Source organism: Streptosporangium sp. NPDC002544 (genome assembly GCF_040295965.1).
GTDB lineage: Bacteria > Actinomycetota > Actinomycetes > Streptosporangiales > Streptosporangiaceae > Streptosporangium.
This window is the reverse complement of the sequence record NZ_JBEOWJ010000020.1, coordinates 59,761-84,428: the sequence shown is the minus strand read 5'-3', so window position 1 is coordinate 84,428 and position 24,668 is coordinate 59,761. Positions and strand designations below refer to the sequence as shown.

Here is a 24,668-nt window from a genome sequence, read left to right as displayed (position 1 = left end):
GCCCCTGACCCGGACCTGGCGCGGGCCCGTCAGGGCCTGAGACGGAACACCTCCAACGGCTCCCGCGGGCATCGTCCGCGGGAGCCGTACGTATCACTGGTGGGTGAACTGGGTGAGCGCGGGCAGCGCCCTGTCGGAGAAGTCGAACAGTGCCTGGTTCTCCCACCCGTTGCCCGAGGACGCGTCGGCCGGGTCCCAGCCGTTGCCGCGCACCGCGGTCCAGGTCGGCTCCCAGTAGACGACGCCCAGCCCCCGGCCGTTCGGCACGGCCTGCACCACGCTCATCACGTCGCGCAGCATCGCCGACTGGCCCGCGGCGGAGGCCGGGTAGCCGGGGTACGGCGTCGCCGCGGTGATGATGTTGGTGAGGCCGTCGTCGTTGCCCGTGGTGAAGGGGTAGGCGGTCTCGACGACCAGGACCGGCTTGCCGTACCTGGAGGCGATGTCGTTGAGGTTGGTCTGCAGCGCGCCGAGCGTGCCGTGCCAGTAGGAGTAGTAGGAGACGCCGATCACGTCGTACTTCACGCCGTGGGCGGCGGCGCTGTCGAACCACCAGCGGAAGAGCGAGTTGTTGCCCCCCTCGGCCACGTGCAGCACGACCCTGGTCGAGCCGGAGACCGCCTTGACCGCGCTGTGGCCGGAGTTGAGGAGCTGGGCGAGGTTGCCGAAGTTGGAGCTGCGGCCCTCCTCCCAGAGCATGCCGTCGTTGATCTCGTTTCCGACCTGGACCATGTCGGCGGTCGTGCCCTGTGCCTTCAGCGCGTTCAGCACGTCATAGGTGTGGTTGTAGACGGCGGTCTTGAGCTGGGCGAGCGTGTACCCCGCCCACGCGGCGGGCTTGTACTGCTTGCCGGGGTCGGCCCAGGTGTCGGAGTAGTGGAAGTCGATCAGCAGCCCCATGCCCTGGGCCTTGATCCGCCGCGCCAGGGCCAGCACGTGCGCCTTGTCGTTGTAGCCGTCGGCCGCGTTGACCCAGACCTTCAGCCGGACGTAGTTGAGCCCGGCCGAGCGCATGATGGCCAGCGCGTCACCCTGCGCGCCGGTGGCGCTGTAGTACTTCCCGCCGAGGGCCTCGGACTTGGGCAGGCTGGAGGTGTCGGCGCCCTTGATCGCCAGCGTCGCCGACCCCGCGGCGAAGGTGACGTCGTCGAAGTTGGCCCAGCCGCCCGCCGCGGCGGCGGAGCCGAGGCTCACCGTGCACTGCCCGCCCGTCACGGTCTGGGTGACCGCGATCTGGATCCATTCGGACGAGCTGACCGGCAGGTAGGTCCTCCTCTCGGCGGGACCGCAGTTTCGCAGCGCGATCCAGCTCTGGCTCGCGGCCCCCGACCTGACCCAGGCCCGGAGCGTGTAGGTGCCGGCGGTCAGGCCGGTCAGTGTCTGGTGGGTCTCGACGGTGTACGCGCCGGAGGCCCAGTGGGACAGGCGGTAGGAGCCGGCGTGGCCGCCCGCCTCGGTGAAGTCGGCGGCGGCGGAACCGCTGCCGACGGTGGTGCTCCAGCCGGTCGGCGTGGAGGTCGGGCTTCCCGTCTCGAAGCCGCCGTTGGTGACCGTCGAGGCGGCCAGGGCCGCCAGGGGGGTGAGCGTTGCGGCGGCGCAGAGCAGCAGCGCCACCAGGATCTTCTTCATCTGTCCTCGCTCTGGGATGGAGTGGTGCGGACAACCCCCGAAGACCCCCGGTGACGTGCCGCGGTCAGGTGGCCGGCACGGCACCGGGGGAGCTCATGCGTCCGGTGCCAGCTCGACGACGGTGACGCCGCCGGCCGGTACCGTCGCCGAACCCGCGTGCTCGGCACCGTCGAGAACCCCGGTCCCGCTCACCCCAGGGACGGTGACCGGCTCGTCGCCGTGGTTGACCAGGAAGAGGTGGCGGCCCCGCCGCAGGAGTTCGAGGGTGTCGGGCAGGCCGCGCGGGCGGGACACACCCGCGGCGTCGAGGACCGCGCGGAGGATCGCGCGCAGGTCTCCGTCCGTGTCCTGGCCCACGCGGGGGTCGAGGGCCGTGGCGACGTACCAGGCGGTGCCCGCTCCCAGCTCGTGGCGGGTCACCGCGGGGTGGCCCGCGTCCGGTCCGCCGGTGAAGGCGCGCACGGTACGCGCTCCGGCGAGGCGGACCCGCTCGGACCAGATCCGGCCGGTCAGCCCGTCGTCGCCGACGGCGACCGTGCCGTTCTCCGGCAGCGGGTGGAACTCCTCCACCGACAGGCCGAGCACGTCGCGCAGCACGCCGGGGTAGGCACCGGGGTGGATCGTGTCGTTCTCGTCGACGATCCCGGAGAAGCAGGAGACGACCAGGTGGCCCCCGGCCTCCACGTGGCGGTGCAGGTTCTTGCCCGCGGCCTCGGTGAGCAGGTAGGAGCTCGGCACGACGACCATTCGGTACGCCGAGAGGTCGGCCGCGGGGTGGACGAAGTCGACGGTGACGTGCTCGCGCCAGAGCGCCTCGTAGTACGCCTCCACCCGCTCGCGGAACCTCAGGTCCACCGAGGGCCGCCACTCCAGTTCGAGCGCCCAGTACGACTCCCAGTCCCACACCAGCGCGACCTCGGCCTCGATGCGGGAGCCGCGCACCGGCGCCAGCTCGCGCAGCTCGGCGCCGAGGGCGACCACGTCGCGCCAGAGCTCGGAGTCGGTCCCGGCGTGCGGCAGCATCGCCGAGTGGAACTTCTCCGCGCCGTAGCGGGAGGCACGCCACTGGAAGAAGAGCACCGAGTCCGATCCCCTGGCGACGTGGGCGAGGCTGTTGCGCCGCATCTCCCCCGGCCGCTTGGCGAGGTTGCGCGGCTGCCAGTTGACGGCGCCGGTGGAGTGCTCCATGAGCATCCACGGCCGGCCGCCCGCCACCGAGCGGGTGAGGTCCGCCGCCATGGCGAGCTCGATGTGGCCCTCGGCCCGCCCGGCGTCGAGGTAGTGGTCGTTGGAGACGACGTCCACCTCACCCGCCCACCGCCAGTAGTCCATCGGCTCGCAGTTGGGGATCATGAAGTTGGTGGTGACCGGCAGGTCGCTGAAGCGGCGGATGGCGTCGCGCTCGCGGCGGAAGTTGGCGATGTGCGCGTCGACGGAGAAGCGCGCGTAGTCGAGCTGCAGGGCCGTCAGCTGGCCGACCGGTGCGAGCCTCGGGGGTTCCACCTCGTCGAACGAGCCGTAGGTCAGCCCCCAGAACGTGGTCCCCCACGCCGCGTTGAGCGCCGCCACGTCCCCGTGCCGCTCGCGCAGCCAGTCGCGGAACGCCTCCGCCGAGGTCTCGCAGTAGCAGCGCGCGTTCGCCCAGCCGTACTCGTTGTGGACGTGCCACATGACGACCGCCCGGTGCCCGGCGTAGCGGGCGGCGAGCCGGCCGGCGATCCGTTCCGAGGCGGCGGCGTACTCCGGGGAGCTGGGGCAGAAGCTGTGCCGGGAGCCTCCGGCGATGACATGGCCCGCGCGGTCGACCAGGTGGCTGCTCGGGTGGGCGGCCCGAAACCAGGTGGGCGGGGAGGAGGTCGGTGTCGCGAGGTCGACCCTGATGCCCGAGGAGCCGAGCAGGTCGATGATCCGATCCAGCCGGCCGAAGTCGTAGACCCCTTCTTCCGGCTCCAGCAGGCTCCAGCCGAAGATGCCGAGGCTGACCAGGTTCACCCCGGCCTCGCGCATCAACCGGACGTCCTCGTGCCAGACCTCCTCCGGCCACTGCTCGGGGTTGTAGTCCCCTCCGTACGCGATGCCCTCCGGCAGGACGGGATATCCAGGCAACTGCTCCCCCTTGGCTCATCTCTGTGAACGTGCACAGTAATCGAAACCCGACACCCAGGGAAGAGTCGCCGCAGGAACACCGGCACGGACAGGCGATTAACAAGAGCGTAACGAGCATTGACAGGGCGACACCTCGGATTTCAGTCTGTGAACGTTCACAGAGATGTCCGCATGGCAGGCCCCCGAGCCCCGGCGCGACACCCCGCGATACAGCACCCCCGGCACAGCCCCCGATACAGCACCCCCCCGACACGGCATCCCTGACACGGAGGAACGCATGCAGAGAAACCGGCTCGCAGTGGCGGCCGCGGCTCTCGCCGCCACCCTGGCCGCCGGATGTTCCGGCGCCGCCCAGGAGCCGGCCGCCCCGGTCGCGCAGAGCTCGGCCCCCGCAGGGCCGGTCAAGCTCACCTACTGGACATGGGTTCCCAACATGGACAAGATCGCGGCGGCCTGGAACAGCGCCAACCCCGACATCCAGGTCACGGTCAGCAAGCAGGCCGGCGGCGACGACGCGGCCGCCAAGTTCCTGACCGCGGCCAAGGCGGGAAACCCCCCTGACCTGGTCCAGGCCGAGTACCAGATGCTGCCCTCCTTCGTCGCCGCCGACGCGGTGGCCGACCTCTCCGGCGACGTGGCGCAGGCGAAGGGCGAGTTCGGCGCGGGCATCTGGGGGCTGGTCACGCTCGGCACCGACGCCGTCTACGCGCTTCCCCAGGACAGCGGCCCGATGATGCTCTACTACCGCCAGGACCTGTTCGACAAGTACGGCATCGAGGTCCCCAAGACATGGGACGAGTACGCCGAGGCCGCCCGCACCGTACGCAAGAAGGACCCCAAGGTCTTCCTGGGCACCTTCTCCAGCAAGGACCCCGGCGCCTTCGTCGGCCTCGCCCAGCAGGCCGGCGCCCAGTGGTGGTCGATCAGCGGCGAGTCCTGGAAGGTCGCGGTCAACGACGACGCCACCAGGAAGGTCGCCGACTACTGGGGCGGCCTCGTCGCCGAGGGCGCCATCGACGACCAGCCGTACTTCACCCCCGAGTGGAACAAGGCGCTCAACGACGGCAAGCTGCTGACCTGGCCCTCGGCCGTCTGGGCGCCGGGTGTGCTGTCCAGCAACGCCCCCAAGGCCAAGGGCAGGTGGGCGATCGCCCCGCTGCCGCAGTGGAGCGCCGGCGAGAACGCCAGCGGCTTCTGGGGCGGCTCCTCCACCGCGGTCGCCGCCAAATCCCCCAACCGGGCCGCCGCCGCGAAGTTCGCGACCTGGCTCAACACCGACCCCGAGGCGCTCGGCCTGCTCGTCAAGGAGGGCGCGGTCTACCCGGCCGCCGCCAAGGGCGGCACCATGCTCGGCGAGGCCCCCGACTACTTCTCCAACCAGCCCGACTTCTGGCAGCAGGCCGCCGCGATCTCCGCCACCGCGCGGGGCTTCACCTTCGGGCCGAACGTCAACGTGACGTACAACGCCTTCAAGGACGCCTTCGACAAGGCCGTACAGGACAAGTCCGCGTTCTCCGACGCCATCGGCAAGATGCAGGAGGCGACGGTCGCCGACATGCAGAAGTCCGGATTCCAGCTCGCCCAATGACCCCGATGACCCCGATGACCCGACGTCCCGGCGGCGCCCGCACCGCGAGCGCCGTCCCCTACCTCTTCCTCGCACCGGCCATGGCGCTGTTCACGCTCTTCATGGCCGTCCCCATCGGCTACACGGCCTACCTCAGCCTGCGGCGCACCAAGGTCTCCGGGCTCGGCCTGGGCAAGGGCTCGCGCCGCGAGGTCTTCGCCGGCCTCGACAACTACACCGCGACGCTCGCCGACGGCGAGTTGTGGGCCGGCTGGCTGCGCGTCCTCGGCTACGGCCTGCTGGTGCTCGTCGTCATGCTCGGGCTCGCCCTGCTCTTCGCGCTGCTGCTGGACTCGGCGCACGTGCGGCTCGCGCGCTTCTCCAGGGTCGCCGTCTTCCTGCCGTACGCGGTGCCCGGGGTGGCCGCCACCCTGCTGTGGGGCTTCCTCTACCTGCCGACCCTCAGCCCGATCCGCCAGGTGCTCGACGTCGACCTGCTCGGCTCGGGCACCGTGGTTCTCTCCATGGCGAACATCGCGGTCTGGGGCGGCGTCGGCTTCAACATGCTGGTGCTCTACACCGCCCTGCGCGCCGTACCCAGGACCTACTACGAGGCCGCCAGGATCGACGGGGCGAGCGAGATCCAGATAGCGCTGCGGATCAAGATCCCGATCCTGCTGCCCGCGATCATCCTGACCACCGTGTTCTCCATCATCGCCACGATCCAGGTGTTCACCGAGCCGACCACGCTGCGGCCGCTGACCAACACGATCAGCTCGACCTGGAGCCCGCTCATGAAGGTCTACCGCGACGCCTTCGTCACCGGCGACCTCTACTCGGCCGCCGCCACCTCGATCGTCATCGCGGCGATCTCCCTCGTCCTGTCCTTTGGTTTCCTGCGCGTCGTCCGCGACCGCGCCTTCGGGGAGAGCTGATGGCCACCACGACCCTCACCGCGAGGGGACGCCGGAGGGCGGCCACGCGACGCCGCCCGTACGGGATCGCACCGACCGCGATCCTGCTGCTGGGCGCGCTCTACTGCCTGCTGCCGGTCAGCTGGGTGCTGGTGGCCGCCACCAAGTCGAAGGCGGAGCTCTTCTCCACCTCGACCTTCGCCCCCGGCACCGGGCTGCTCGCCAACCTCGCCGACCTGGCCGCCTACCGCGACGGCGTGTTCTGGCTGTGGATGCTCAACACGCTGCTGTACGCCGGCGGCGGCGCCCTGCTCTCCACCGCCGTCTCCGCGGTCTCCGGCTACACGCTGGCCAAGTACCGCTTCCGGGGCCGGAACCTGATCTTCAACCTGCTGATCGGCGGCATCCTGGTGCCCGCCGTGGTGCTGGCCATCCCGCAGTACCTGCTCTTCTCCCGGATCGGGCTCGCCGACACCTACTGGTCGGTCCTGCTCCCGCAGATCCTGCACCCGTACAGCATCTATCTGGCGCGCATCTACGCCACCGCCGCCGTCCCCGACGCCCTGCTGGAGGCCGGGCGCATCGACGGCGCCGGGCACTGGCTGCTGCTGCGCCGGGTGGCGCTGCCCCTCATGATCCCGGGCATGGTGACCATCTTCCTGTTCCAGTTCGTCGCGATCTGGAACAACTTCCTGCTGCCGTTCATCATGCTGGGCGACGACCAGAGGTTCCCGCTGACCGTCGGGCTCTACACGCTGCTCGCGGCCGGTGCCAACCAGCCCTCCCTGTACAACCTGATCCTCACCGGCACCCTGCTGTCGATCATCCCGCTGATCGCGCTCTTCCTCACCATGCAGCGCTACTGGCGGACCGACCTGGCCGGCGGGGCCGTGAAAGGCTAGTGGCCGGGCCCGACCGGGCCTGGGTGGGTCCGGTACGCGGCCGGTCGAGGGGAAAATGGGAGCATGGCGAAGCGTCCGACCATCCATGACGTCGCGGCGGTGGCGGGGGTCTCCCGGGGAACGGTCTCCCGGGTGCTCAACGACGACCGGTACGTCAGCCCCGCGGCGCACGCTGCGGTCAAGCGGGCCATCGCCGAGACCGGCTACGTGCTCAACCGGGCCGCCCGCAGCCTGGTCACCCAGCGGACCGGTTCGGTGGTGATGGTCCTGTCGGAGCCGCAGGAGCGACTGTTCGAGGACCCCAACTACAGCGTGCTGCTGCGCACCGCCACCCGGCGGCTCGCCGAGCGGGACATATCGCTGGTGATGATGATCGCCGGGAACGACGGCGACCGCGACCGGGTGGTCCGCTACCTGCGCGGCGGCCACGCCGACGGGGTCTTCCTGGTCTCCACCCACGCGGGCGACAGGCTGGTGGACGCGCTGGTGGACATCGGTGTGGCCGCCGTCGCCCAGGGGGCGGTCATCGGCAGGGAGAACGTGATCCCCTACGCGGCGGCGGACGACCGCGAGGGCGCCCGGCAGATGACGCGCTACCTGGTCGAGCGGGGCCGCAGGCGGATCGCCACCATCACCGGCCCGCTCGACACCCCCGGCGGCGCGCTGCGGCTGGAGGGCTTCGCCGACATCCTCGGCAGGAAGGCGAGCAGGAGGCTCATCGAGCACGGCGACTACACCCAGCTGGGCGGGGAGAGCGCGATGGCCCGGCTGCTGGAACGTGCCCCCGACATCGACGCGGTGTTCGTCGCCTCCGACCTGATGGCCGCGGGCGCGCTCTCCGCGCTGCGCGCCGCCGGGCGGCGGGTGCCCGAGGACGTCGCGGTGGGCGGCTTCGACGACTCGGCGGTGGCACTCACCACCCATCCGCCGCTCACCACCATCCGCCAGCCCCTGGAGCAGGTCGCCGAGGAGACGGTCCGTCTGCTGCTCGCCCTGATCGACGGCGCCGAGCAGGTGGAGCCGGTGATACTGCCCACCGACCTCATCGTCCGTGAGTCGGCCTGAGCCGATGTGAGCGGGCGGCCCGCGACGCGGACCGCCCCCCGGCCGGGGTACGCGGACGGAGGGCGGTGGCGAGTCGTGCGGTGTGTCGTGCTGTACGTCGTTCCGCGCGAGGTCAGCGAGCGGCGGACGAGCCGTTCACGGTCAGGACCTGCTCGGTCTCGATGGCGGGGAAGGTGCCGGTGTCGATGATCCCGTGCTCGTGGAAGGCCGCCTCCAGCAACGCGTGAGCCTTGGGCTCCAGCTTCCACAGCGCCCGGTACTCGCGGGCGGTGGCCAGGGAGACGCCGGTCTCGTGGGCGATGTCCGTCGCCCGGGGCACGAACTTCCGCTCGATCTGCTTGTCCCAGTACTCCCGCGCGGCACGCATCAGGGCCGCGCGCTGTGCCGTGTCGACGACCGGCGGCGGGCCGTCCAGCACCTGGACCTCGTCATCGTCATCGTCGATGACCGATCGCCCCGCGGCCACCGCGGGACGCACCGGCTCAGGCTCCGGGTCCCACGGCACCGGCGGGGTCAGGTCGATCAGCGCGGAGGTGTTGTAGAGGGCGCCGATCTGGGAGAGCAGGGCCTCCTGGCGTACCGAGTCGACGGCCAGGCCGGTGTGCTCCACCGCCCGGTCCATGGCACGGTCCAGCTTGGTGAGGGCCGCGCGCATCTTCCGGTCGGACGCCCCGGACTCGCGGAGCGCGCGGGCGCGCTTGGCCGCCAGCGCGACCCGGGTCAGCCTGCGGTGGGCGTCGACCTCACTCGCCGTACGGTCGCTGACCTCGGCCAGCCCGATGCGGACCAGCGCCCGCTCGGGGGTGAGCCGCCAGTTGATGCGCGAGCGCCCGCTGATCCGGTGGCGTTCGATCGCCATGCCGCGCTCCCAGAGCCACGCCGCCACCAGGGGTGCGGCGAGCCGGAAGATGGCCTCGGCCATGCTGCGGGCGTCCATGCTGGACAGCACCGCGGTCAGGCCGGTGAGCGCCCACACGGCGATGCCGTCGATGCCTGCCGAGAAGTTCTCCCGCATGTTGCGGCGGGCCCGCACCGCGCTGGTGATGACGGCGACCTCTATGAAGGCGAAGAGCAGCAGCCGCAGCGGACCGTCGAAGCCGAGCACGTCACCGGAGAAGCGCCACATGCCCTGGGCGGAGACACCCGTCGCGATGCTGGCGGCGACGATGGTGAGGATGTCCTCCACCGGACGGGGCGCGACATGAGAATGGAAGAAGCGAACCGCCATTCGCTGGATGGCGCGGAGCGCGAAGTAGGCCGCGACCAGGAGGACGAGAGCGAACACGCCGATGAGGCTCGTCAACACCGGCTGGTCGGATGCGAAGGTGGTGATTTGATCGATGGGGGGCATCAGTCACTGTCCGTCAGTCTCGATGTCCGACAGGATATCTACGCGATCATTCCAGAATGTCGGCGCGCTGTTCGCCAAACGGGCGCTCACGCGAGTGACAGAAGAGAACACAGTTGTGGTGGGGACGAGTAAGGATCACCCGCCCTCGGGGCTCCGGCCCACTCCGGCGTCACCCTCGCCGCACCGCCCCACCACGGCCCGCCACGGGCCGGTTCGCCGTCGTGACCAGCGCGGCTAGTGGTTACCAAGTTATTTTTCAGATGACCACAAGAGCCGGTACCTAGCGTCCTCGACGTAACGGAGAACACCGGGCGCCGCACGCCGCACCCGGTCCACGGAGGGGACCGAGCATGTCCAGGATCAATATTGACGACATCCCGTTCGAGGGTGCCGAGCTGGACGAGGTCGCCGGCGGCCGGATGACCGTGTCCTGGCGCAACAGCAAGGGCCAGGTCGGCGAGTGGTGGGTCAGCTGACGATCGGCTCACCGCCCCGGGTGGGATCAGACCCCGCCCGGGGCGGTGCTCCACCGGCTGAGGGTGCCGAAAGGTACATCGGGCGCCCGGGAGAGAAACCTCTTCCGGCGTGCCAGACCCGCCGGAGGTACATCAGCTGACAAGCGACCCGGCGCCCTTCCTTTCGGAAGGGCGCCGAACCGGCCGGGCCGGGAGAGGGGAAGGCGCGGCACACGCCGCTCTCCCGGCCCGTGCCGGCCGGACGGGATATTGATCGATCTGGCGCGGCGGAGCGGGATTCCCGTTCCGCCGCGCCTTCATGACGAGACGAGCCTGATTTCCCGGAGCCAAGGCTCGGGATCTCCACGCTGGAGGTATTCGATGATCGACCTCGGAACGACGCTCGCCTCCGGGGTGCGGCTGCTGCGCGGCCTGCCTCGCGGCCACGCACAGGTGCAGCAGGCCCGTCAGACGGCCGCCGCGTGGGCGGCCGACCACCCCGAGCTGAAGGCGGAACTCGTCGTCGACGAGCGTCCCGGCACCTCGGTGGTCGACTTCGACCTGCTGCTCCAGGACCCGGAAGGCGGGACTATCGCGCTCACCGCGCGGGCCGGCGACGGCGTCCCCTGGCTGATCGACCACTCCACGCACTGGGCGGCGGGCCGGCTGGTCAGCGTGGACGAGATACACCTGTCGGTCGCCCAGGCACTCACCATGATCCACTCACTGTCACGCCGCGACGCGACGCCGCACGACGAGATCGTCGACCAGTGCCTGATCCTGAACGAGATCCAGCACGACGACACGCCGGTCGGCGACGAGGACCTGCAGGCCGCTTCCGAGGAGTTCCGCCGGGAGCGGGGCCTGCACGACCGCGCGACGACGCCGGACTGGCCGGCCGAGATGGGGATGACCCTCCAGCAGTTCGACGCCTACATCGGCGATATCGCCAGGCGCCGGAGCTTCCGCCGCCGCAGGGAGGCCGAGCTCGGCCCGGCCTACCTGGCCGCGCACGCCGAGCGCTTCGACCGGGTGCGTGCGCTCTGGAGCATCGGGCCGGAGCAGGTCCTCGCGGACCTCGGCGGTGACTCACCGGAGGGCCTCCTCCCCGCGCTCGCGGGTCCGGCAGGCGAGGTGGAGACCACGATCGCCGAGCGTTTCGCCTTCGAGCTGCCCGAACCGTTGCAGGAGGGCGCGCCCGGAGACGTCGTCGGGCCGACGGCCCATGGCACCGCCTTCCTCGCCGGGGTCATCCTGGGGCGTGCGGCCTCGTCGGCGGACGAGCGGACCCTGGCCGCGGCCGGGCGGGTGGCGTTCACCGAATGGCTGGCCGAGCGCCGCGCCACGGCCTCGATCGAGTGGCACTGGTCGTGACCGGCAGGGTTCCCAACAAGGTCTTCCGCGAGGAGTCGCTCCGCCGCCACCAGGTCGCGTCCCGGCGGGAGAGCAGGCCGCTGATGATCCGCAACAGCACGCCGGTGGGCCTGTGGGATCGAGGACCGGCTGCCGGCCGATCTCGACGCCCCGGTACGGGCGGCGCTGAGGAGCGCGCTACGGCATCTCGCCGGCGCACCCATCCTGCGAGTCGAGGACGGACAACCATGTGAAACCGCCTGCGCCCCCACCACGCCTGTTGGAACTCGTTAGCCGGGCCGCCGCGCTGAAGGCACCGGCCACCGGTTGGCCGGGGCGCCGCGCGAAAGGCACCGGCCCCCGCCACCGGTCGGCAGGACGATCCCGGAGCCGAACCACGCCGCAGGCACCGGGCGTCGACACCTGCCTTTCAGGACCGGTGGGCTCGCCTGAGCTGCTCGACGACCCGGTCGAGGGTCTCGATCGGGGCGGTGTACGGCACCCGCAGCCGGTCGGCCCGGGTGCCGTCAGGTGAGAACACCGGCCCCGGGAGCAGGTTGAGCCCTGCCTCGGCCGCCTTCCCCGCGAGTGCCTCACCGGACACACCGTTCAGGCGCAGCCAGAGCGCCAGGCCGCCCTGCGGGAGGGAGAAGCTCCAGGCGTCGTCCCCGTCCAGGCTTCCGGCCAGATGGTCGCGCTGGCGCCGCAGCTCGCTCCTGCGCTGGCCCAGCAAGCGGCCCATGAGGGGTAAGATCTCGCAGGCCACGAGCTGCTCCATGGGCGGCGGGGCGTACAGACCGCTGATCGGGTCGAGGAGGAGTTCACGGATCAGCGCGGCCGGACCCCGGATCCATCCCACCCGCAACCCTCCCCACACGGTCTTGCTCAGGGAACCGATCGTGACGGCCCGGCCGATCCGGGGCTCGGGCACCGGATGGTCGCGCAGGTCCAGGTCGCGCACGGTCTCGTCCACGATCACGGTCACCCCGTACCTGGCCGCCAGCTCCGCGACCTTCCGGCGGTCCTCGGAACCCATCAGCACCCCGGTCGGGTTCTGGAAGTCGGGGGTCAGCAGGGCGGCTCCCCCCGCGGCCTCGCGGAACGCGGTGGCGAGCTGGTCGCCGTCCCATCCCGCCGCGGTGACCCGCGCGGGGACGGTACGGATGCCGAAGCGCCTGAGCGTGGCGAGGGTGTCGAAGAAGGTGGGGTTCTCCACCACGATTCTGCGCGGGCCGAGATGGGTGACGAGCAGCGCCAGCGCGGCACGGGCTCCCGAGGTGACCAGGATCTGTTCGGGGCGGGTGGCCGATCCCTCTCCGGTGTGACGCCGGGCGATCAGCTCGCGCAGCTCGGGCAGGCCGGGTCCGGGCTCGCCGCTCTCCAGCAGCAGCCCCGCCGACCTGCCGAGCGCGCGGGTGACGGCGTCGGTGACGATCGCGCGCGGGGCGGCGGGGACGGCGCGCCGCAGGTCGAGGAGCGAGCCCCGGCCGTCCACCGACAGGGGCGCGTAGCGCTCACCGAGGTTCCGCGGCAGCCGCACCCTGCTGCCGCTGCCGTGCTCGGTGACGAGCCAGCCCTCCTCGCGCAGCCGGGACAGGGCGGCGACGACCGTTCCCCGGCTCACTCCGAGCTCACCGGCCAGGCGCCGCTCCGAGGGCAGCCGGTCCCCGACGCGTACGCGCCCGTCGAGCACCGCCTCGCGCAGCGCGGTGGCCAGCGCACCCGCGAGGGGGCCGCCGAATCGCCGCCATCCTGCCAGAACGTCCTTGAGCACTGGTCCAGTTTGCCGTGATTGGACCACGACGCGAACATGCTCCGCTTCCTAGCGTCGAAGCATGAACACCAGACCCGACGCGGGCACCGCTCCCATTCCCGGCCCTCCGCACCTCGGCGGCGACCCCCGGCCCGGACCAACGAACACCAACGGCGACCAGCAGCCCGGACCGTCCGGCGGCGGGGGCGACCACCTGTCCGGGGTGCCGGAGGCCGATCACATCCGCGGGCCCCTGGGAGCCGATCGCGCCCGCGTACCCGAACTGATGGAGGCCACCCGCGCGTACGCCGTGCGTCTCCTCGCCGGGCTCGACGACCGCCCGGCGGCGCGGACGCCGGTGCGACCGGCGCCCGAGTCCCTGCCGGAGACGGGGATCGGCCTGGAGGGGGCGATGGAGCTGTTCGCGCGACGCTGGGAACCGGGCTTCGCGGCCAGCGCGGGCCCCCGCTACCTGGGCTTCGTCACGGGTGGCGCGACACCCGCCGCGCTGGCGGGCGACTGGCTGACCGGCACCCTCGACCAGAACCCCACCTCCGGCCTGGACTCCCTCGCCCCGGACCTCGAACGGGAGACGGTCGCCTGGCTGCGTGACCTCTTCGGCCTGCCGCCGGAGCACGAGGGGACGTTCGTCAGCGGCGCGACCATGTCCAACTTCGCGGGCCTGGCGATCGCCAGGGAGTGGCTGGGCGAACTGCGCGGCGTGTCGGTGGCCGAGGCGGGCGCGGCCGCGCTCGGGCCGGTGACGGTGCTGTCGGCGAGCCCGCACTCCAGCATCGTCAAGTCGCTGTCCATGCTCGGACTGGGACGGTCGGCGATCCGGCGCGTCGGCGTCCTGCCGGGGCGGGAGGCGGTGGACGTGGCCCTGCTCGCCGAGGAACTCGACCGACTGGACGGCGCACCGGCGATCGTGGTCGCCAATGCCGGCACGGTGAACACCGTCGACTTCGACGACCTGCGCGCCATCGCCGCCCTGCGCGAGCGTCATCCCTTCTGGCTGCACGTGGACGCCGCCTTCGGCGCCTTCGCCGCGCTCTCCCCCGAGCACGCCCACCTCGTCGCGGGCCTCGGCGAGGCCGACTCGGTCTGCGCGGACCTGCACAAGTGGCTGAACGTGCCCTACGACAGCGCGATCCAGTTCACCCGCCGCCGCGACCTGCAGGCCCGCGTCTTTTTGAACTCGGCGGCCTATCTCACCCCGCTGAGCGAGGAGCCCGACTTCGCGCACCTGACCCCGCAGAACTCGCGGCGCCTGCGTGCGCTACCGGCCTGGTTCACGCTGGCCGCCTACGGGCGCGAGGGGCACGCGGAGATCGTCCGCCGCGACATCGCCCTCGCCGCCGGGCTCGGCGAGCGGATCGCCTCGATGGCCGCCTACCGACTGCTCGCCCCGGTACGGCTCAACGTGGTCTGCTTCACCCTCGCCTCCGCTCCCTCCCCCGAACGGATCGGGGAGGTGGTCGACTCGATCACCGAGTCCGGCGAGGCCTTCCTCACCCCGACGGTCTACGCCGGGGTGCCCGCGTTGCGTGCCGCGTTCAGCAACTGGCGCACCACCGAGGCCGACGTCGGCAGAATCGCGAAGATCCTGGAATCGGCCGCGCCCCAGTCGTGACGACGCTCCCGAAGGTCAGGCCACCTGTGCCACCGGCGGTTCCAGCGTGATGACGGCGGACACCTCGGCGCGCAGGCGGCGGCTGAGTGACTCACGCTGGGAGACGACGGTGACGTGCACACCGCACTCGGCGAGCCAGCAGGCCAGGTCGGCGAAGTAGCCGTCGCCCGAGCCGATCACGACCCGGTCGAACCGCTGGTCCATCCGGTCGCCCCGGGCGGCCTCGGCCAGGGCCTGGTCCGCACCGTCGGGGCCGGAACGGGCCAGCAACTGCACACCGTGGAAGGCGATCCCGACCGCGACGAGCGCGCCGTGGTTGACCGCGACGACGAACTGGTCCATCGGGCCGATCGGGACGATACGCCGGTAGAGGACCATGACCTCGGCGACCTCAGGGGTGGTGGGGCGACTGGCCCCTGTCAGGTTCTCGATGTCCAGCAGGTGCATGGCCCGCCCTGAGCGAAGGCGCCGTCTGCCGCGTGACGTGGGGGCCTGGAACCGGTCGATGCGCGTGGTGGGGGTGATCACGAGTCATCGGTTCCTTCCATGATGATGATTTTTAGTGTCCAATGAAGTTCAGTAAAACACGTGTTGATGGAATCGACCAATATCTTTGAGGACGCTGCATGGAGGTGACACACTCAGGTACGTTCCAATCGACACGGACACCGAGCCCGAAGAACCGATGAACGGGACGACCGGGCAGACCGAGACCGATGTCAACGACCCTCTCCTGAAGGAGGGGGCTTGAGGTGCGGTGATGCGCCTTGAAGCCCCGCGTTGACCAGCCTGAGTCATCAGCTCAAGGAGGTGCATTTCGATGACTACGTTTCACGTAGGTGAGCAGACCCACCGGCAGGTGCTTCCTCAGCCTGCCGCTCTGGAATCCGCAGGAGCAGACAACCCCGAGGGTGGGGACGAAACGGCCTGCGGACTCCCGGCCATGCCGGGCACCGGCGTGGAACATGGGCGAGGGGAGACCGGTCCGGGCGGCACCCGCCCGCACCGGCGTCACCCCGAGGGCGCCACGGCGCCTGAGGGAGCCAGCCGTGAGGTTCACCCGGCCGTGTTCGTCCTCGACGCCCGCGGCCACCCGCTTGACCCGTGCCATCCGGCCCGTGCCCGCCGCCTGCTGGCATCCGGCCGGGCCGTGGTTCACCGCCATACCCCGTTCGTCATCCGGTTGCGCGACCGCGCCGCCGCCGACTCCGCCGTCCAAGGCGTCACGGTCGGCATCGACCCCGGTAGCAAGCACACCGGCATCGCGGTGTTCACCGAACACGGCGGCAGCCGGGCCGGGAAGTATGCGATCCAGCTCGACCATCGGGGCGCGGCGATCCGCGACCGGCTCGCCGCGCGGGCCGCCTACCGGCGCAGCCGCCGGTCGCGGAACCTGCGCTACCGCGCCCCCCGCTTCAACAATCGCACCCGGCCGCAGGGGTGGCCGGCGCCGTCGCTGCGCCACCGCGTCGACACCACCCTGTCGTGGGTGTCGCGGCTGACCCGCTGGGCGCCGGTGCGGGCCGTCCAGGTGGAGCGGGTCGCGTTCGACACCCACGCCCTGTCGGCCGGCAGGCCGCTGGAAGGGGTGGAGTACCAGCAGGGCACCCTGGCCGGGTACGAGGTGCGCGAGTACCTGCTGACCAAGTGGGGCCGGGCGTGCGCCTACTGCGGAGCGACCGGTGTGCCGCTGAACATCGACCACATCCACCCGCGCAGCCGGGGCGGCTCCGACCGGATCAGCAACCTCGCCCTGGCCTGCATCGGCTGTAATCAGACCAAGAACGCCACCTCGGTCGAGGAGTTCTTGAAGGCCAAGCCCGCGCTCCTGGCGACAATCCTCAAGCAGGCGAAGGCTCCCTTACGGGACGCCGCGGCGATCAACGCCACCCGGTGGGCGCTGTGGCGGGCCCTGGACGCCACCGGGCTGCCCGTACACGCCGCCTCCGGTGGCCGCACGAAGTGGAACCGGTCTCGTACTGGCGCATCGAAGTCCCACACCCTGGACGCGCTGCACGTCGGCGAGTTGGAGGTCGTCATCGTCTGGCCGTCGACGGTCCTGGTCGTCCGAGCGACCGGGCGCGGCACCTACTGCCGCACCCGCACCGACAAGTACGGATTCCCCCGGCTACGGTTACCTCGGATCAAGCAGGTCAAGGGGTTCGCCACCGGCGACCTGGTCCGCGCCGTCGTACCGAGCGGCAAGAAAGCGGGCGTCCACACCGGCCGCGTCGCGGTCCGCTCCACCGGCAGCTTCAACATCACCACCGGGCACGGCACCGTGCAGGGCATCGGCCACCGCCATGTGCGTCTGCTCCAGCGAGCCGACGGTTATGGTTACGCGACCCGACCAGAAGCGCGGCGCCGTGCCGCGTTTCCTCCCAGCCCTGAAGGACCAGGTTTCCACGCTGGAGGTAATCGATGAAAGAGCCGATGAACCGGGATGCCCGGCCGGCCGGAGGACCGGATGGACAGGGACGTCCGGGTGACCACGGCGGATAATGGGGAGCCGGTGGACAAGGACGTCCGGGCGACCGCGACCGACACGGAGGACCAGGTGGACAGGGACGTCCAGGTGACCGCGGCGGACATCGCCCGGCTGGGTGATGTGGGCCGGGCCGCGGTGAGCAACTGGCGCCGCCGGCACGACGACTTCCCCCAGCCCGTCGGCGGCACCGCGACCAGCCCCGCCTTCTCCCTCGGCGAGATCAAGGAGTGGCTGCTCGGCCACAGCGAGGGCAGGGTGCTCCCGGCGCGCGAGTGGCTCTGGCAGGACCTGCGCGCGGGCGTGCCGGAGGAGGATCTCGCCGACCTGATCGCCGACCTCGGCGCCTTCCTGGTCTACCTGGACCGGGAGGGCGGCGACTGGACGGCCCTCTCCGCCGCCGACGACGCGGCCGTGGCCGCCGTGCTTCCCGACCGCGTCCGAGAAGCGTGCGCCGGGCCGATGCGGAGCCCGTTGCCGCCGGAATGCCTCATCCGGGACCGGCTGCCGCTGCTGCGCCGGGTGGCCGCCCTCGCCGTCGAGAACGGCACGAAGAGGACCTTCGCCTTCCTGCGCGAGCGCTACTTCGAACTGCACACCAAGCGGATGTACGCCACCCCCGAGCCGGTCGCCCGGCTCATGGCGCAGCTCTGCGGCCCCTCCCCCGAGGTCATCCTCGACCCGGCCTGCGGCTCGGGAGCGCTGCTGAAGGCACTGCGCGACCGCGATGTACACCTGCTCCTCGGCCAGGACGCCGACGCGGCGACCGCCCGGCTGACCGCCGCGCATCTCGCGCTGCACGCCGCCACCGTACGCGTCTCGCATGGCGACTCACTCCGCCAGGACGCGTTCCCCGGCACGCTGGTGGACGCGGTCGTGTGCAACCCGCCGTTCAACGACCGCGCCTGGGGATACGAGGAGCTGACCGCCGACCCCCGCTGGGAGTACGGTCTACCGCCCCGGATGGAGTCGGAACTCGCCTGGATCCAGCACGCCCTCTGCCATCTGAAACCCGGCGGCACCGCCGTCATGCTCATGCCGCCCGCCGTCGCCGGCCGCAGATCCGGCCGCCGCATCCGCGCCCAGCTGATCCGCCGGGGAGCACTCAGCGCGGTGATCACGCTCCCGCTCGGCAGCATCCCCAACATGGCGGTCGCCCTGGCCCTGTGGGTGCTGCGCAGACCGGCGGACTCCCGTACGCCCGGCCATGTCCTGATGGTCGACACCTCCGACCGGCCGGAGGACTTCGCGCGGGTCGCCGCGGATGCCTGGGAACGCTTCGAGGCCGGTGCGGACATCGATGAACCGGGCGTGAGCCGGGCCGTCCCCGCCGTCGAACTGCTCGACGACGACGTCGACCTCACCCCCGCCCGATACCTCGCGCCGCCGCCTGCGGACCTGTCGCCCGAGCGCGTCACCGGGCAGCGGAACCGGGTGGCCGACCTCCTCCGCCTCGCCGCGGAGCTGGTGCCGACCGTCGAGTCGGCCCGGGGACCGAAGGACCTCCCGATGGTCCCGCTCGCCGAACTCCTGCGGCGCGGCATGCTGACGATCCACCACCAGAGCCCGGCCAGACCCGGCGAGCCGTCCGAGGTCGCGGACGGGCTGACCGTCCTCACCGCCGAGGACGTCGTCGACGGCACCCCGCCGACCGCGACCACGCCGGACATCGCCGTGCAGCACGAGATCATCGTGCGGCCCGGTGACGTGCTGGTGCCGGGCGTCGCGCGGCGTCCGGTGGCGCGGGTCGCCGGGGAGGGCGGCCCCCTCCTCGGCCTCCGCCTCTCCCTGCTCCGCCCCGACCCGGCCCTGCTCGACCCCCATTTCGTGGCGGGCTTCCTGAGCGGCTCGGTCAACCTGCGCAACTACACCACCGTGGGCAGCCGCGCCCAGGTGGACGTACGCCGCGCGGAACTCCCGCTGCTGCCGATCGAGGAGCAGCGCGGGTACGGCGAGGCGTTCCGGAAGCTGGCGGAATTCGAGGCTTCGCTGCGCCGGGCCGCCGCCCTCGGCGAGGATCTGCTCCAGCTGATATCCGACGGCCTGACCCACGGCGCCGTCCGGCCGTCCACCGACGAGAACTCCCAGAACGACATGAAGGAAAAACCTTGACCTGAGCAAGGCACGGTGGCGGCCCTTGTCGATCTACACGAGAGGGGCGGCAAGCAACGGATAGCAAAGACTGGAAGCACGTACTATTATCCTCCTTCATAATGAAGGACGTAACAATCTACGAGAGCGACCCTGACGGCTTCCTCTACGACCCTCGGGTCAGGGCCGCGATGACCCAGTTCACCGATGACGACGGAGACCTGCTCACCTTCGAGGCAGGCGCCGCCGTCCGCACCGCCAACCACGCCGTCGAGCGCATGCGCGCCCACGGCTCCCAGGGACGGGGGGTCAGCGCGGGCGCGCTCGACCTGCTGATCCGCCTCAACAGCAGCGAGCAGGGCATCAGCATCGGCGAGTTGGCCCGGGCCGCCGGGGTCAGCTCCCGCAATGTCACCGGCTTGGTCGACACTCTGGAGCACGACGGGCTGGCCCGCCGGGTCCCCGACCCGAAGGATCGACGTTCGGTTCTGGCCGAGATCACACCTGCCGGGCGGGCGTGGATGGAGGCGTTCCGCAGGCCGTCGCAGCTTGCCATGCGGGCGATGTTCAACGGGTTCGCTCCCGAAGAACTGGTCGTGCTGCGCGACCTGTGCCTGCGGCTGGCCGCCAACCAGCATCGCCTCGCCGATCACCTGCGCCAGATCGGACAGCAGCCATGACCACGACAGCTCAGGAACAGACCCGTCGCACCGTGCGCGGCTATCACGAGGCCCGCTTCCGCGGCGAGGTGTCCGCGGCGGCCGCATCGCCGGTGGTTGGTGTCGGTGTGCCGAGGGCCGTACAGAGCTGAACGCGAGTACAGGTTCGCAGCCGTCACAGGACGGATACGGCTGTTCTGGCCTGCGCCGGGCGTGGTGCCCAGGGCAGCTGAAGAAGATGCCAGCCATGGGTCGCGGTCCTTGCCTGCCGGCGAGGGACCTATCCCATCCCAAGAGGAGTTTTCGACGTCATGGCCTCCATCCGCCACGAGATCGTCATCGACGCGTCCCCTGAGCACATCTGGGATGTGCTGCGCGACGTCGGAGCCGTGCACGAGCGCCTGCTGCCGGGCCGTGTCATCGACACCCGGCTGGAGGGCGACCAGCGGTTCCTGACCTTTCCCGATGGACACGTCATCCGCGAGCTGATTGTCGCGATCGATGATGATTCCCGCCGCCTGGCCTATTCCGTTGTCGAAGGCGCCAGGCCCCCGCTCGAACACCACCACGCCTCGTTTGAAGTTCGCCCGGAGGGTGCCGGAGCGGGTCGGCTGATCTGGACTACCAACGTGCTGCCACACGGGCAGGCCGCCGAGATCCGCATTCGCATGGAACACGGCGCAGTGGAGATGAAGCAGGCGATCGAGGCCGCAGCACCCAGCTGAGCCGCAGACCCAGGTGGCCCCTGGAAGGGGAAGGTTCGCCAGGGCCTTCCCTCCGATGTGTGGGCACCTTGACTACCGGATGCTGGAGATACCGACGAGCGCGGGGTGGAGGCTGAGGGTTCAAGGATCGGGAGAGCACCGACGACCTGGCGGAAAGCGACAGCACGACCGACATCGACCTCACTCTCAGCGAAGACCAACAGGATGGCCAGTGAGGCGAGATTTCATACGCCCACAAGAAATTCCTCGAACGGGACCGCCGTCGCCCGAAGCCCGATCGCCTTCTTCTCCAATGCGGAGACGACGACGGGATCGTGCGTCATCCATCCACCGGATGGAGGCCGATCTCACCATAACCATGGATCAATGCCGCGTGCCGGTCGAACAATAAGAAGTCGAATTTCTCCTCATCGGGAAGCCGTCTGCAAAGAGCACAAGTCGGGCGCGCAGGCTACCGAATGGATCGGGCGATTCACCATCTCTTAGGCGCTTAAGGAGGCAAACGCTGCGCTTCCATGAGACGTCTGATCCGACTCGCAGGCTCGCCGCTGGGAGTGTCAATGATGGATTCGCAAAAAATCCGTCTTGAAATGGCAAGGTCGGAACTGGCCGGGTCTCCGCTCGCCAGAGGCTTTGCTTTTTTCCGAAAATCAGTCGTTACTATGATAAATTCGGAAAATAGTTCGTCCGCTGTCGGGAGCGCAAAGAACATCTGTCCGACGCCGTGCCTCTGTTGTGACAGTTGGGGGGCAAGAGGATGGCGAGGAACGAAACCTGGGGCGCCGATTCCGAGGAGGACCAGCGGCTGCGTACTCTCGCGCTCGCCTCCGTCGGCCTCGGCGAGATCGAGGTGCTGAAGTACGCGCTGGACCAGGCGGTCGCCGAACTGCGTGGGTTGAGCGGGATGGTGCACTGGTCCGGAGCGCGGGTCGTCCGCGGAGGGCCGCGCCTGCTGGTGGCCTCCGGGGTGCCTCCCGCCCAGTTGCAGACGTGGGGGGAGGAGATCCGGGACGTCATCGTCCGGGCGCTGCGCGACGGAGCGCCCGTGTGCACGTCCGTCGCCCCAGACGCCGGGCGCGAGAGCGCTGAGGAGACGTCCGCGGCCATACCGCCCACCGCGACCCTGACGGCCGTGCCGCTGCGCGTCCGCGACGCGCCGGTCGGCGTACTGTCCGTACTATCCTGCGGGCCCGCCAAGCCCACCGGCCGCCAGCGGGCGTTCCTGCGATCGCTGGCCGACTGGCTGGCCCAGCGGCTGGCCGGATCCGGCACCGACTCAGACAGCGGATACCCGCGGCGGCAGGACCTCTCCACCGACTCTCATCTCCGGCAGGCGCTGAAGGCGACCAGGATCGGATCTTGGGACTGGAACATCCTGACCGGCGAACTGCGCTGGGACGAGGCCGGCCTAACCGTGATGGGGATCGATGTGGACAGCGGCCCCCACACCATTGACTACTGGGTCAACCTCATTCACCCAGATGACTATCCCCGGGTGATGACCGCAACCGAGGAGGCCGTCCGCACCAGGGGACTGTTCGAGATCGAGTATCGTGCCCGCCGCCCGGACGGAACCACGGGCTGGGTGCAGGAACGCGGCCGGTTGGTGCTGGATGAGGCCGGCGAGCCGACACACATGATCGGCACGGTCTGGGACACCACGGAGAGCCGTATCGCCCGCGAGTCGGTCAGCCACGCGCTGCGCTACATGAGCGACGCCTTCCTCGCGGTGGACCGCGACTGGCGGATCACCTTCGTCAACCTCGACGCCGAGCGCCTCCTGGGGGTCACCGACCCCTACGGTCAGGTGCTGTGGGACCTGCCGACAGGAAAGTCGCCCGACCTGCGGGCGGCGTGCCACCGGGCCGCCGCCGAGCGGGAGCCCGCCACTCTCGACGTGCAGTGGCCGACCGACAGTCGCTGGTACCACGTGCGACTGGTGCCGGTGCCCGACGGCCTGACCCTCTATCTCGCCGACGTCACCGACAAGCGCCTGCGCGACGCCGAGCGCGAGGCCGCCGAGCAGGCCGCCGCCGAGCGAACCGCCTGGGTCCAGGAGCTGACCCGAGCCCTCGGCGACGCCGTGACCGCCCGTGACCTGGTGCGGGTCATCGCCGAGCGGGTGCTGCCGCCGTTCGGCGCGGCGGGACTGATCGTGCTGACCGTCGACCACGATCGCCTGCACGTGGCCGGAGCCTTCAACCACGCCGCGGACATCCTTGACCGGCTGGAGGACCAGGTGCTCATGGAGCCGTCCCCCCTCTCCGACGCCCTGCGATCGCGTGCCCCGGTCTTCATCACCTCCAGGGCCGAGCACGACAAGCGCTATCCGAACCTCACCCGCTGGATGGCCCGCAGGAGCGTCGACGACTCGGAGAAGCACGCCTGGGCGATCCTGCCGCTGCTCGTGCCCGGCCAGTACCGGGGGTGCTGCGTGATCTCCTTCGACCGGCCCCACCACTTCCCCGGCGAGGAGCGTACGCTGCTCACGGCGCTCAGCGGGCTGATCTCCCAGGCCCTGGTACGAGCCCGCCTCTACGAGGTGGAGCACACCCGCGTCCAGGAGCTGCAACACCTGCAGGCGGGGCTGCGGGAGTCCCTCGAACGGCAGCGGTGCTTCACCGCCGACGCCTCCCACGAGCTGCGCACCCCGCTGGCCGGGCTACGAGCCCAGCTGGAGGAGGCGCAACTCCACCCCGAGGAGACCGACCTCGGCGAACTGCTCGAACACACCTTGGGCGATGTGGACCGATTGCAGGCCATCACCACCGACCTCCTCCAACTGGCCAGGCAAGGGGCCGACCAGGCCTCCGCGCTGGAGAACGTCGACCTGGCACGGCTGATCGAGACCGAGGTGCCCCGCCGCATGCACGATCTGCACCCGGTGCGGCTCCGGCTCGAACCCGGCGTGATGGTCGACGCCGTCCCCGGGCAGATCGGCCGGATACTGACCAACCTGCTCGACAACGCCCAGCGCCACGCGGTAGGCCGCGTCGAGGTCGGGCTGCGCCGCAGCGGTGACAGCGCCGAGCTCACCGTCACCGACGACGGCCCGGGAGTCCCAGCGTCAGAACGCGAGAACATCTTCCAGCGTTTCGCCCGGCTGGACACCGCCCGCAGCCGCGACACAGGAGGCACCGGCCTCGGCCTGGCCATCGCCCGCGACATCGCCCACGCCCACCACGGGACCCTGCACGTAGAAGCCCCGCCCACCCGCGGCGCGCGCTTCATCCTCCGCCTCCCGCTCACGAATCAGGGGTGAGGAGACCGCCGGGAACCGCTATCGCACCGCTCGGTGAACCGGTCCCATCCGCACCCGATAGTGCAGCGTGTACGCGCGGGTCCCCTGAGGTGCTCCGGCACGGGGTGAAGGATCGGGGCATCACCTTCGTCTTCGGCACCGACCACGTCGAGACCCTGCATGTCCAGACCCTGCTGGAGAACCTGGACCGGCTCGGCCGCTGACACCGGCACCCGCCGAGGGCGGGCCGGCGGAGCCGGCGTAAGCCGATCTTCCGCTCCCGACCTCGCGTCGGGTCTGGACCGGGCCGGAGTGGTCCCGCGCGTGATCCGGCTCGGTAGTCGTACGATCTTCATCACAGGCGGCCCCGTATCCGACCCGACACGGAAGGCGACGACATGGCCAGGACCTTTCAGCATCGCATCTACACGATCCAGGAGGGCCTGCTGGAGGAGTGGGTGGAGAAGTGGCACTCGCAGGTCGTGCCGCTCCGCCGCGAATTCGGGTTCGAGGTCCACGGCGCCTGGCTGGATCACGAGCGGAACCAGTTCATCTGGGTGCTCTCGTACGACGGTCCGGAGAGCTTCCAGGAGCGGAACCAGGAGTACTGGGACTCCCCCCGCCGCGTTGCGATGGACGTGGACCCGGCGCTCTACCTGGTGGGCCGGATCATCCGCGACGTGACCCCCGTAGACTGAGGCCGACGGGGACGGTTCGACCGTCACCCACACCTGTCGCT

At 70.6% G+C, this 24,668-nt stretch carries 19 protein-coding genes; 14 read left to right on the top strand and 5 right to left on the bottom strand.

Annotated elements, in window-relative coordinates:
- Positions 1-93: 93 nt before the first annotated feature.
- Together ABT061_RS28200 and ABT061_RS28195 are read right to left on the bottom strand one after the other, a co-directional pair.
- Entirely contained in the window at positions 94-1,629 is a 1,536-nt protein-coding gene (locus tag ABT061_RS28200; protein WP_350923513.1) for a glycoside hydrolase family 53 protein, read from the bottom strand.
- A gap of 93 nt (positions 1,630-1,722) precedes the next feature.
- Positions 1,723-3,735 carry a beta-galactosidase gene (locus ABT061_RS28195; protein ID WP_350923511.1) on the bottom strand — a complete coding sequence of 671 codons (2,013 nt, stop codon included), beginning with the start codon at positions 3,733-3,735 and terminating at the stop codon, positions 1,723-1,725.
- A gap of 277 nt (positions 3,736-4,012) precedes the next feature.
- Here ABT061_RS28195 and ABT061_RS28190 point away from each other — a divergent pair, with 277 nt between their 5' ends.
- From ABT061_RS28190 to ABT061_RS28175, 4 genes are all read left to right on the top strand, one after another.
- A complete protein-coding gene (locus ABT061_RS28190) occupies positions 4,013-5,323 on the top strand; it encodes an ABC transporter substrate-binding protein (RefSeq protein WP_350923509.1) in 1,311 nt (436 codons plus the stop codon).
- A gap of 14 nt (positions 5,324-5,337) precedes the next feature.
- On the top strand, positions 5,338-6,237 hold the full coding sequence (locus ABT061_RS28185; protein WP_350923506.1) for a carbohydrate ABC transporter permease: 900 nt from the start codon (positions 5,338-5,340) through the stop codon (positions 6,235-6,237).
- A complete protein-coding gene (locus ABT061_RS28180) occupies positions 6,237-7,118 on the top strand; it encodes a carbohydrate ABC transporter permease (protein ID WP_350923504.1) in 882 nt (293 codons plus the stop codon). The genes ABT061_RS28185 and ABT061_RS28180 overlap by 1 nt, the downstream gene beginning before the upstream one ends.
- A 63-nt stretch (positions 7,119-7,181) precedes the next feature.
- Complete coding sequence (locus ABT061_RS28175) at positions 7,182-8,183, top strand: LacI family DNA-binding transcriptional regulator (protein WP_350923502.1); 1,002 nt, start codon at positions 7,182-7,184, stop codon at positions 8,181-8,183.
- A gap of 112 nt (positions 8,184-8,295) precedes the next feature.
- Here ABT061_RS28175 and ABT061_RS28170 read toward each other — a convergent pair whose 3' ends face one another.
- A complete protein-coding gene (locus tag ABT061_RS28170; RefSeq protein ID WP_350923499.1) occupies positions 8,296-9,534 on the bottom strand; it encodes a hypothetical protein in 1,239 nt (412 codons plus the stop codon).
- 350 nt (positions 9,535-9,884) lie between these two features.
- Between ABT061_RS28170 and ABT061_RS28165 the strand changes: the two genes are divergently transcribed.
- Entirely contained in the window at positions 9,885-10,010 is a 126-nt protein-coding gene (locus ABT061_RS28165; protein WP_350923497.1) for a hypothetical protein, read from the top strand.
- Between the two features lie 360 nt (positions 10,011-10,370).
- The gene (locus tag ABT061_RS28160; protein WP_350923495.1) at positions 10,371-11,363 is read left to right on the top strand and encodes a TIGR04500 family putative peptide maturation system protein; all 993 of its coding nucleotides are present in this window, start codon (positions 10,371-10,373) and stop codon (positions 11,361-11,363) included.
- 409 nt (positions 11,364-11,772) lie between these two features.
- Here the strand turns inward: ABT061_RS28160 and ABT061_RS28155 are convergent, their stop codons facing one another.
- On the bottom strand, positions 11,773-13,116 hold the full coding sequence (locus tag ABT061_RS28155) for an aminotransferase-like domain-containing protein (protein WP_350923493.1): 1,344 nt from the start codon (positions 13,114-13,116) through the stop codon (positions 11,773-11,775).
- A gap of 61 nt (positions 13,117-13,177) precedes the next feature.
- Here ABT061_RS28155 and ABT061_RS28150 point away from each other — a divergent pair, with 61 nt between their 5' ends.
- Positions 13,178-14,728, top strand: coding sequence for a pyridoxal phosphate-dependent decarboxylase family protein (locus ABT061_RS28150; protein ID WP_350923491.1), 1,551 nt, complete (start codon positions 13,178-13,180; stop codon positions 14,726-14,728).
- 15 nt (positions 14,729-14,743) lie between these two features.
- Here the strand turns inward: ABT061_RS28150 and ABT061_RS28145 are convergent, their stop codons facing one another.
- On the bottom strand, positions 14,744-15,256 hold the full coding sequence (locus tag ABT061_RS28145; RefSeq protein WP_350923489.1) for an NYN domain-containing protein: 513 nt from the start codon (positions 15,254-15,256) through the stop codon (positions 14,744-14,746).
- Between the two features lie 292 nt (positions 15,257-15,548).
- On the opposite strand from ABT061_RS28145, the gene iscB reads away from it, so the two are divergent.
- The 7 genes from iscB (at position 15,549) to ABT061_RS28110 (ending at position 24,627) form a co-directional block, all read left to right on the top strand.
- Positions 15,549-17,153, top strand: coding sequence for an RNA-guided endonuclease IscB (iscB, locus tag ABT061_RS28140; protein ID WP_350923486.1), 1,605 nt, complete (start codon positions 15,549-15,551; stop codon positions 17,151-17,153).
- A gap of 42 nt (positions 17,154-17,195) precedes the next feature.
- Positions 17,196-19,325 carry an N-6 DNA methylase gene (locus ABT061_RS28135; protein WP_350923483.1) on the top strand — a complete coding sequence of 710 codons (2,130 nt, stop codon included), beginning with the start codon at positions 17,196-17,198 and terminating at the stop codon, positions 19,323-19,325.
- A 101-nt stretch (positions 19,326-19,426) separates the two neighbouring features.
- Positions 19,427-19,984 carry a MarR family winged helix-turn-helix transcriptional regulator gene (locus ABT061_RS28130; protein WP_350923481.1) on the top strand — a complete coding sequence of 186 codons (558 nt, stop codon included), beginning with the start codon at positions 19,427-19,429 and terminating at the stop codon, positions 19,982-19,984.
- Positions 19,981-20,115, top strand: a complete 135-nt coding sequence (locus ABT061_RS28125; RefSeq protein WP_350923479.1) for a hypothetical protein — start codon at positions 19,981-19,983, stop codon at positions 20,113-20,115. Before ABT061_RS28130 ends, ABT061_RS28125 begins: the two co-directional genes overlap by 4 nt.
- Positions 20,116-20,274: 159 nt before the next feature.
- Complete coding sequence (locus tag ABT061_RS28120; RefSeq protein ID WP_350923476.1) at positions 20,275-20,688, top strand: SRPBCC family protein; 414 nt, start codon at positions 20,275-20,277, stop codon at positions 20,686-20,688.
- A gap of 757 nt (positions 20,689-21,445) precedes the next feature.
- A complete protein-coding gene (locus tag ABT061_RS28115; protein WP_350923474.1) occupies positions 21,446-23,950 on the top strand; it encodes an ATP-binding protein in 2,505 nt (834 codons plus the stop codon).
- A gap of 377 nt (positions 23,951-24,327) precedes the next feature.
- Positions 24,328-24,627 (top strand): NIPSNAP family protein, encoded by a 300-nt coding sequence (locus ABT061_RS28110; RefSeq protein ID WP_350923471.1) that lies wholly within the window; start codon positions 24,328-24,330, stop codon positions 24,625-24,627.
- Positions 24,628-24,668 lie beyond the last annotated feature (41 nt).

Bases quoted from the DNA above. Each gene is read 5' to 3' on its own strand.
- ABT061_RS28125 (WP_350923479.1), top strand. From the start codon at position 19,981: ATGACCACGACAGCTCAGGAACAGACCCGTCGCACCGTGCGCGGCTAT.
- ABT061_RS28185 (WP_350923506.1), top strand. From the start codon at position 5,338: ATGACCCGACGTCCCGGCGGCGCCCGCACCGCGAGCGCCGTCCCCTAC.
- ABT061_RS28115 (WP_350923474.1), top strand. From the start codon at position 21,446: ATGGCGAGGAACGAAACCTGGGGCGCCGATTCCGAGGAGGACCAGCGG.
- ABT061_RS28190 (WP_350923509.1), top strand. From the start codon at position 4,013: ATGCAGAGAAACCGGCTCGCAGTGGCGGCCGCGGCTCTCGCCGCCACC.
- ABT061_RS28120 (WP_350923476.1), top strand. From the start codon at position 20,275: ATGGCCTCCATCCGCCACGAGATCGTCATCGACGCGTCCCCTGAGCAC.
- ABT061_RS28170 (WP_350923499.1), bottom strand. From the start codon at position 9,534: ATGCCCCCCATCGATCAAATCACCACCTTCGCATCCGACCAGCCGGTG.
- ABT061_RS28165 (WP_350923497.1), top strand. From the start codon at position 9,885: ATGTCCAGGATCAATATTGACGACATCCCGTTCGAGGGTGCCGAGCTG.
- ABT061_RS28110 (WP_350923471.1), top strand. From the start codon at position 24,328: ATGGCCAGGACCTTTCAGCATCGCATCTACACGATCCAGGAGGGCCTG.
- ABT061_RS28130 (WP_350923481.1), top strand. From the start codon at position 19,427: ATGAAGGACGTAACAATCTACGAGAGCGACCCTGACGGCTTCCTCTAC.
- ABT061_RS28160 (WP_350923495.1), top strand. From the start codon at position 10,371: ATGATCGACCTCGGAACGACGCTCGCCTCCGGGGTGCGGCTGCTGCGC.
- ABT061_RS28175 (WP_350923502.1), top strand. From the start codon at position 7,182: ATGGCGAAGCGTCCGACCATCCATGACGTCGCGGCGGTGGCGGGGGTC.
- ABT061_RS28135 (WP_350923483.1), top strand. From the start codon at position 17,196: ATGGACAGGGACGTCCGGGTGACCACGGCGGATAATGGGGAGCCGGTG.
- ABT061_RS28180 (WP_350923504.1), top strand. From the start codon at position 6,237: ATGGCCACCACGACCCTCACCGCGAGGGGACGCCGGAGGGCGGCCACG.
- iscB (WP_350923486.1), top strand. From the start codon at position 15,549: ATGACTACGTTTCACGTAGGTGAGCAGACCCACCGGCAGGTGCTTCCT.
- ABT061_RS28200 (WP_350923513.1), bottom strand. From the start codon at position 1,629: ATGAAGAAGATCCTGGTGGCGCTGCTGCTCTGCGCCGCCGCAACGCTC.
- ABT061_RS28150 (WP_350923491.1), top strand. From the start codon at position 13,178: ATGAACACCAGACCCGACGCGGGCACCGCTCCCATTCCCGGCCCTCCG.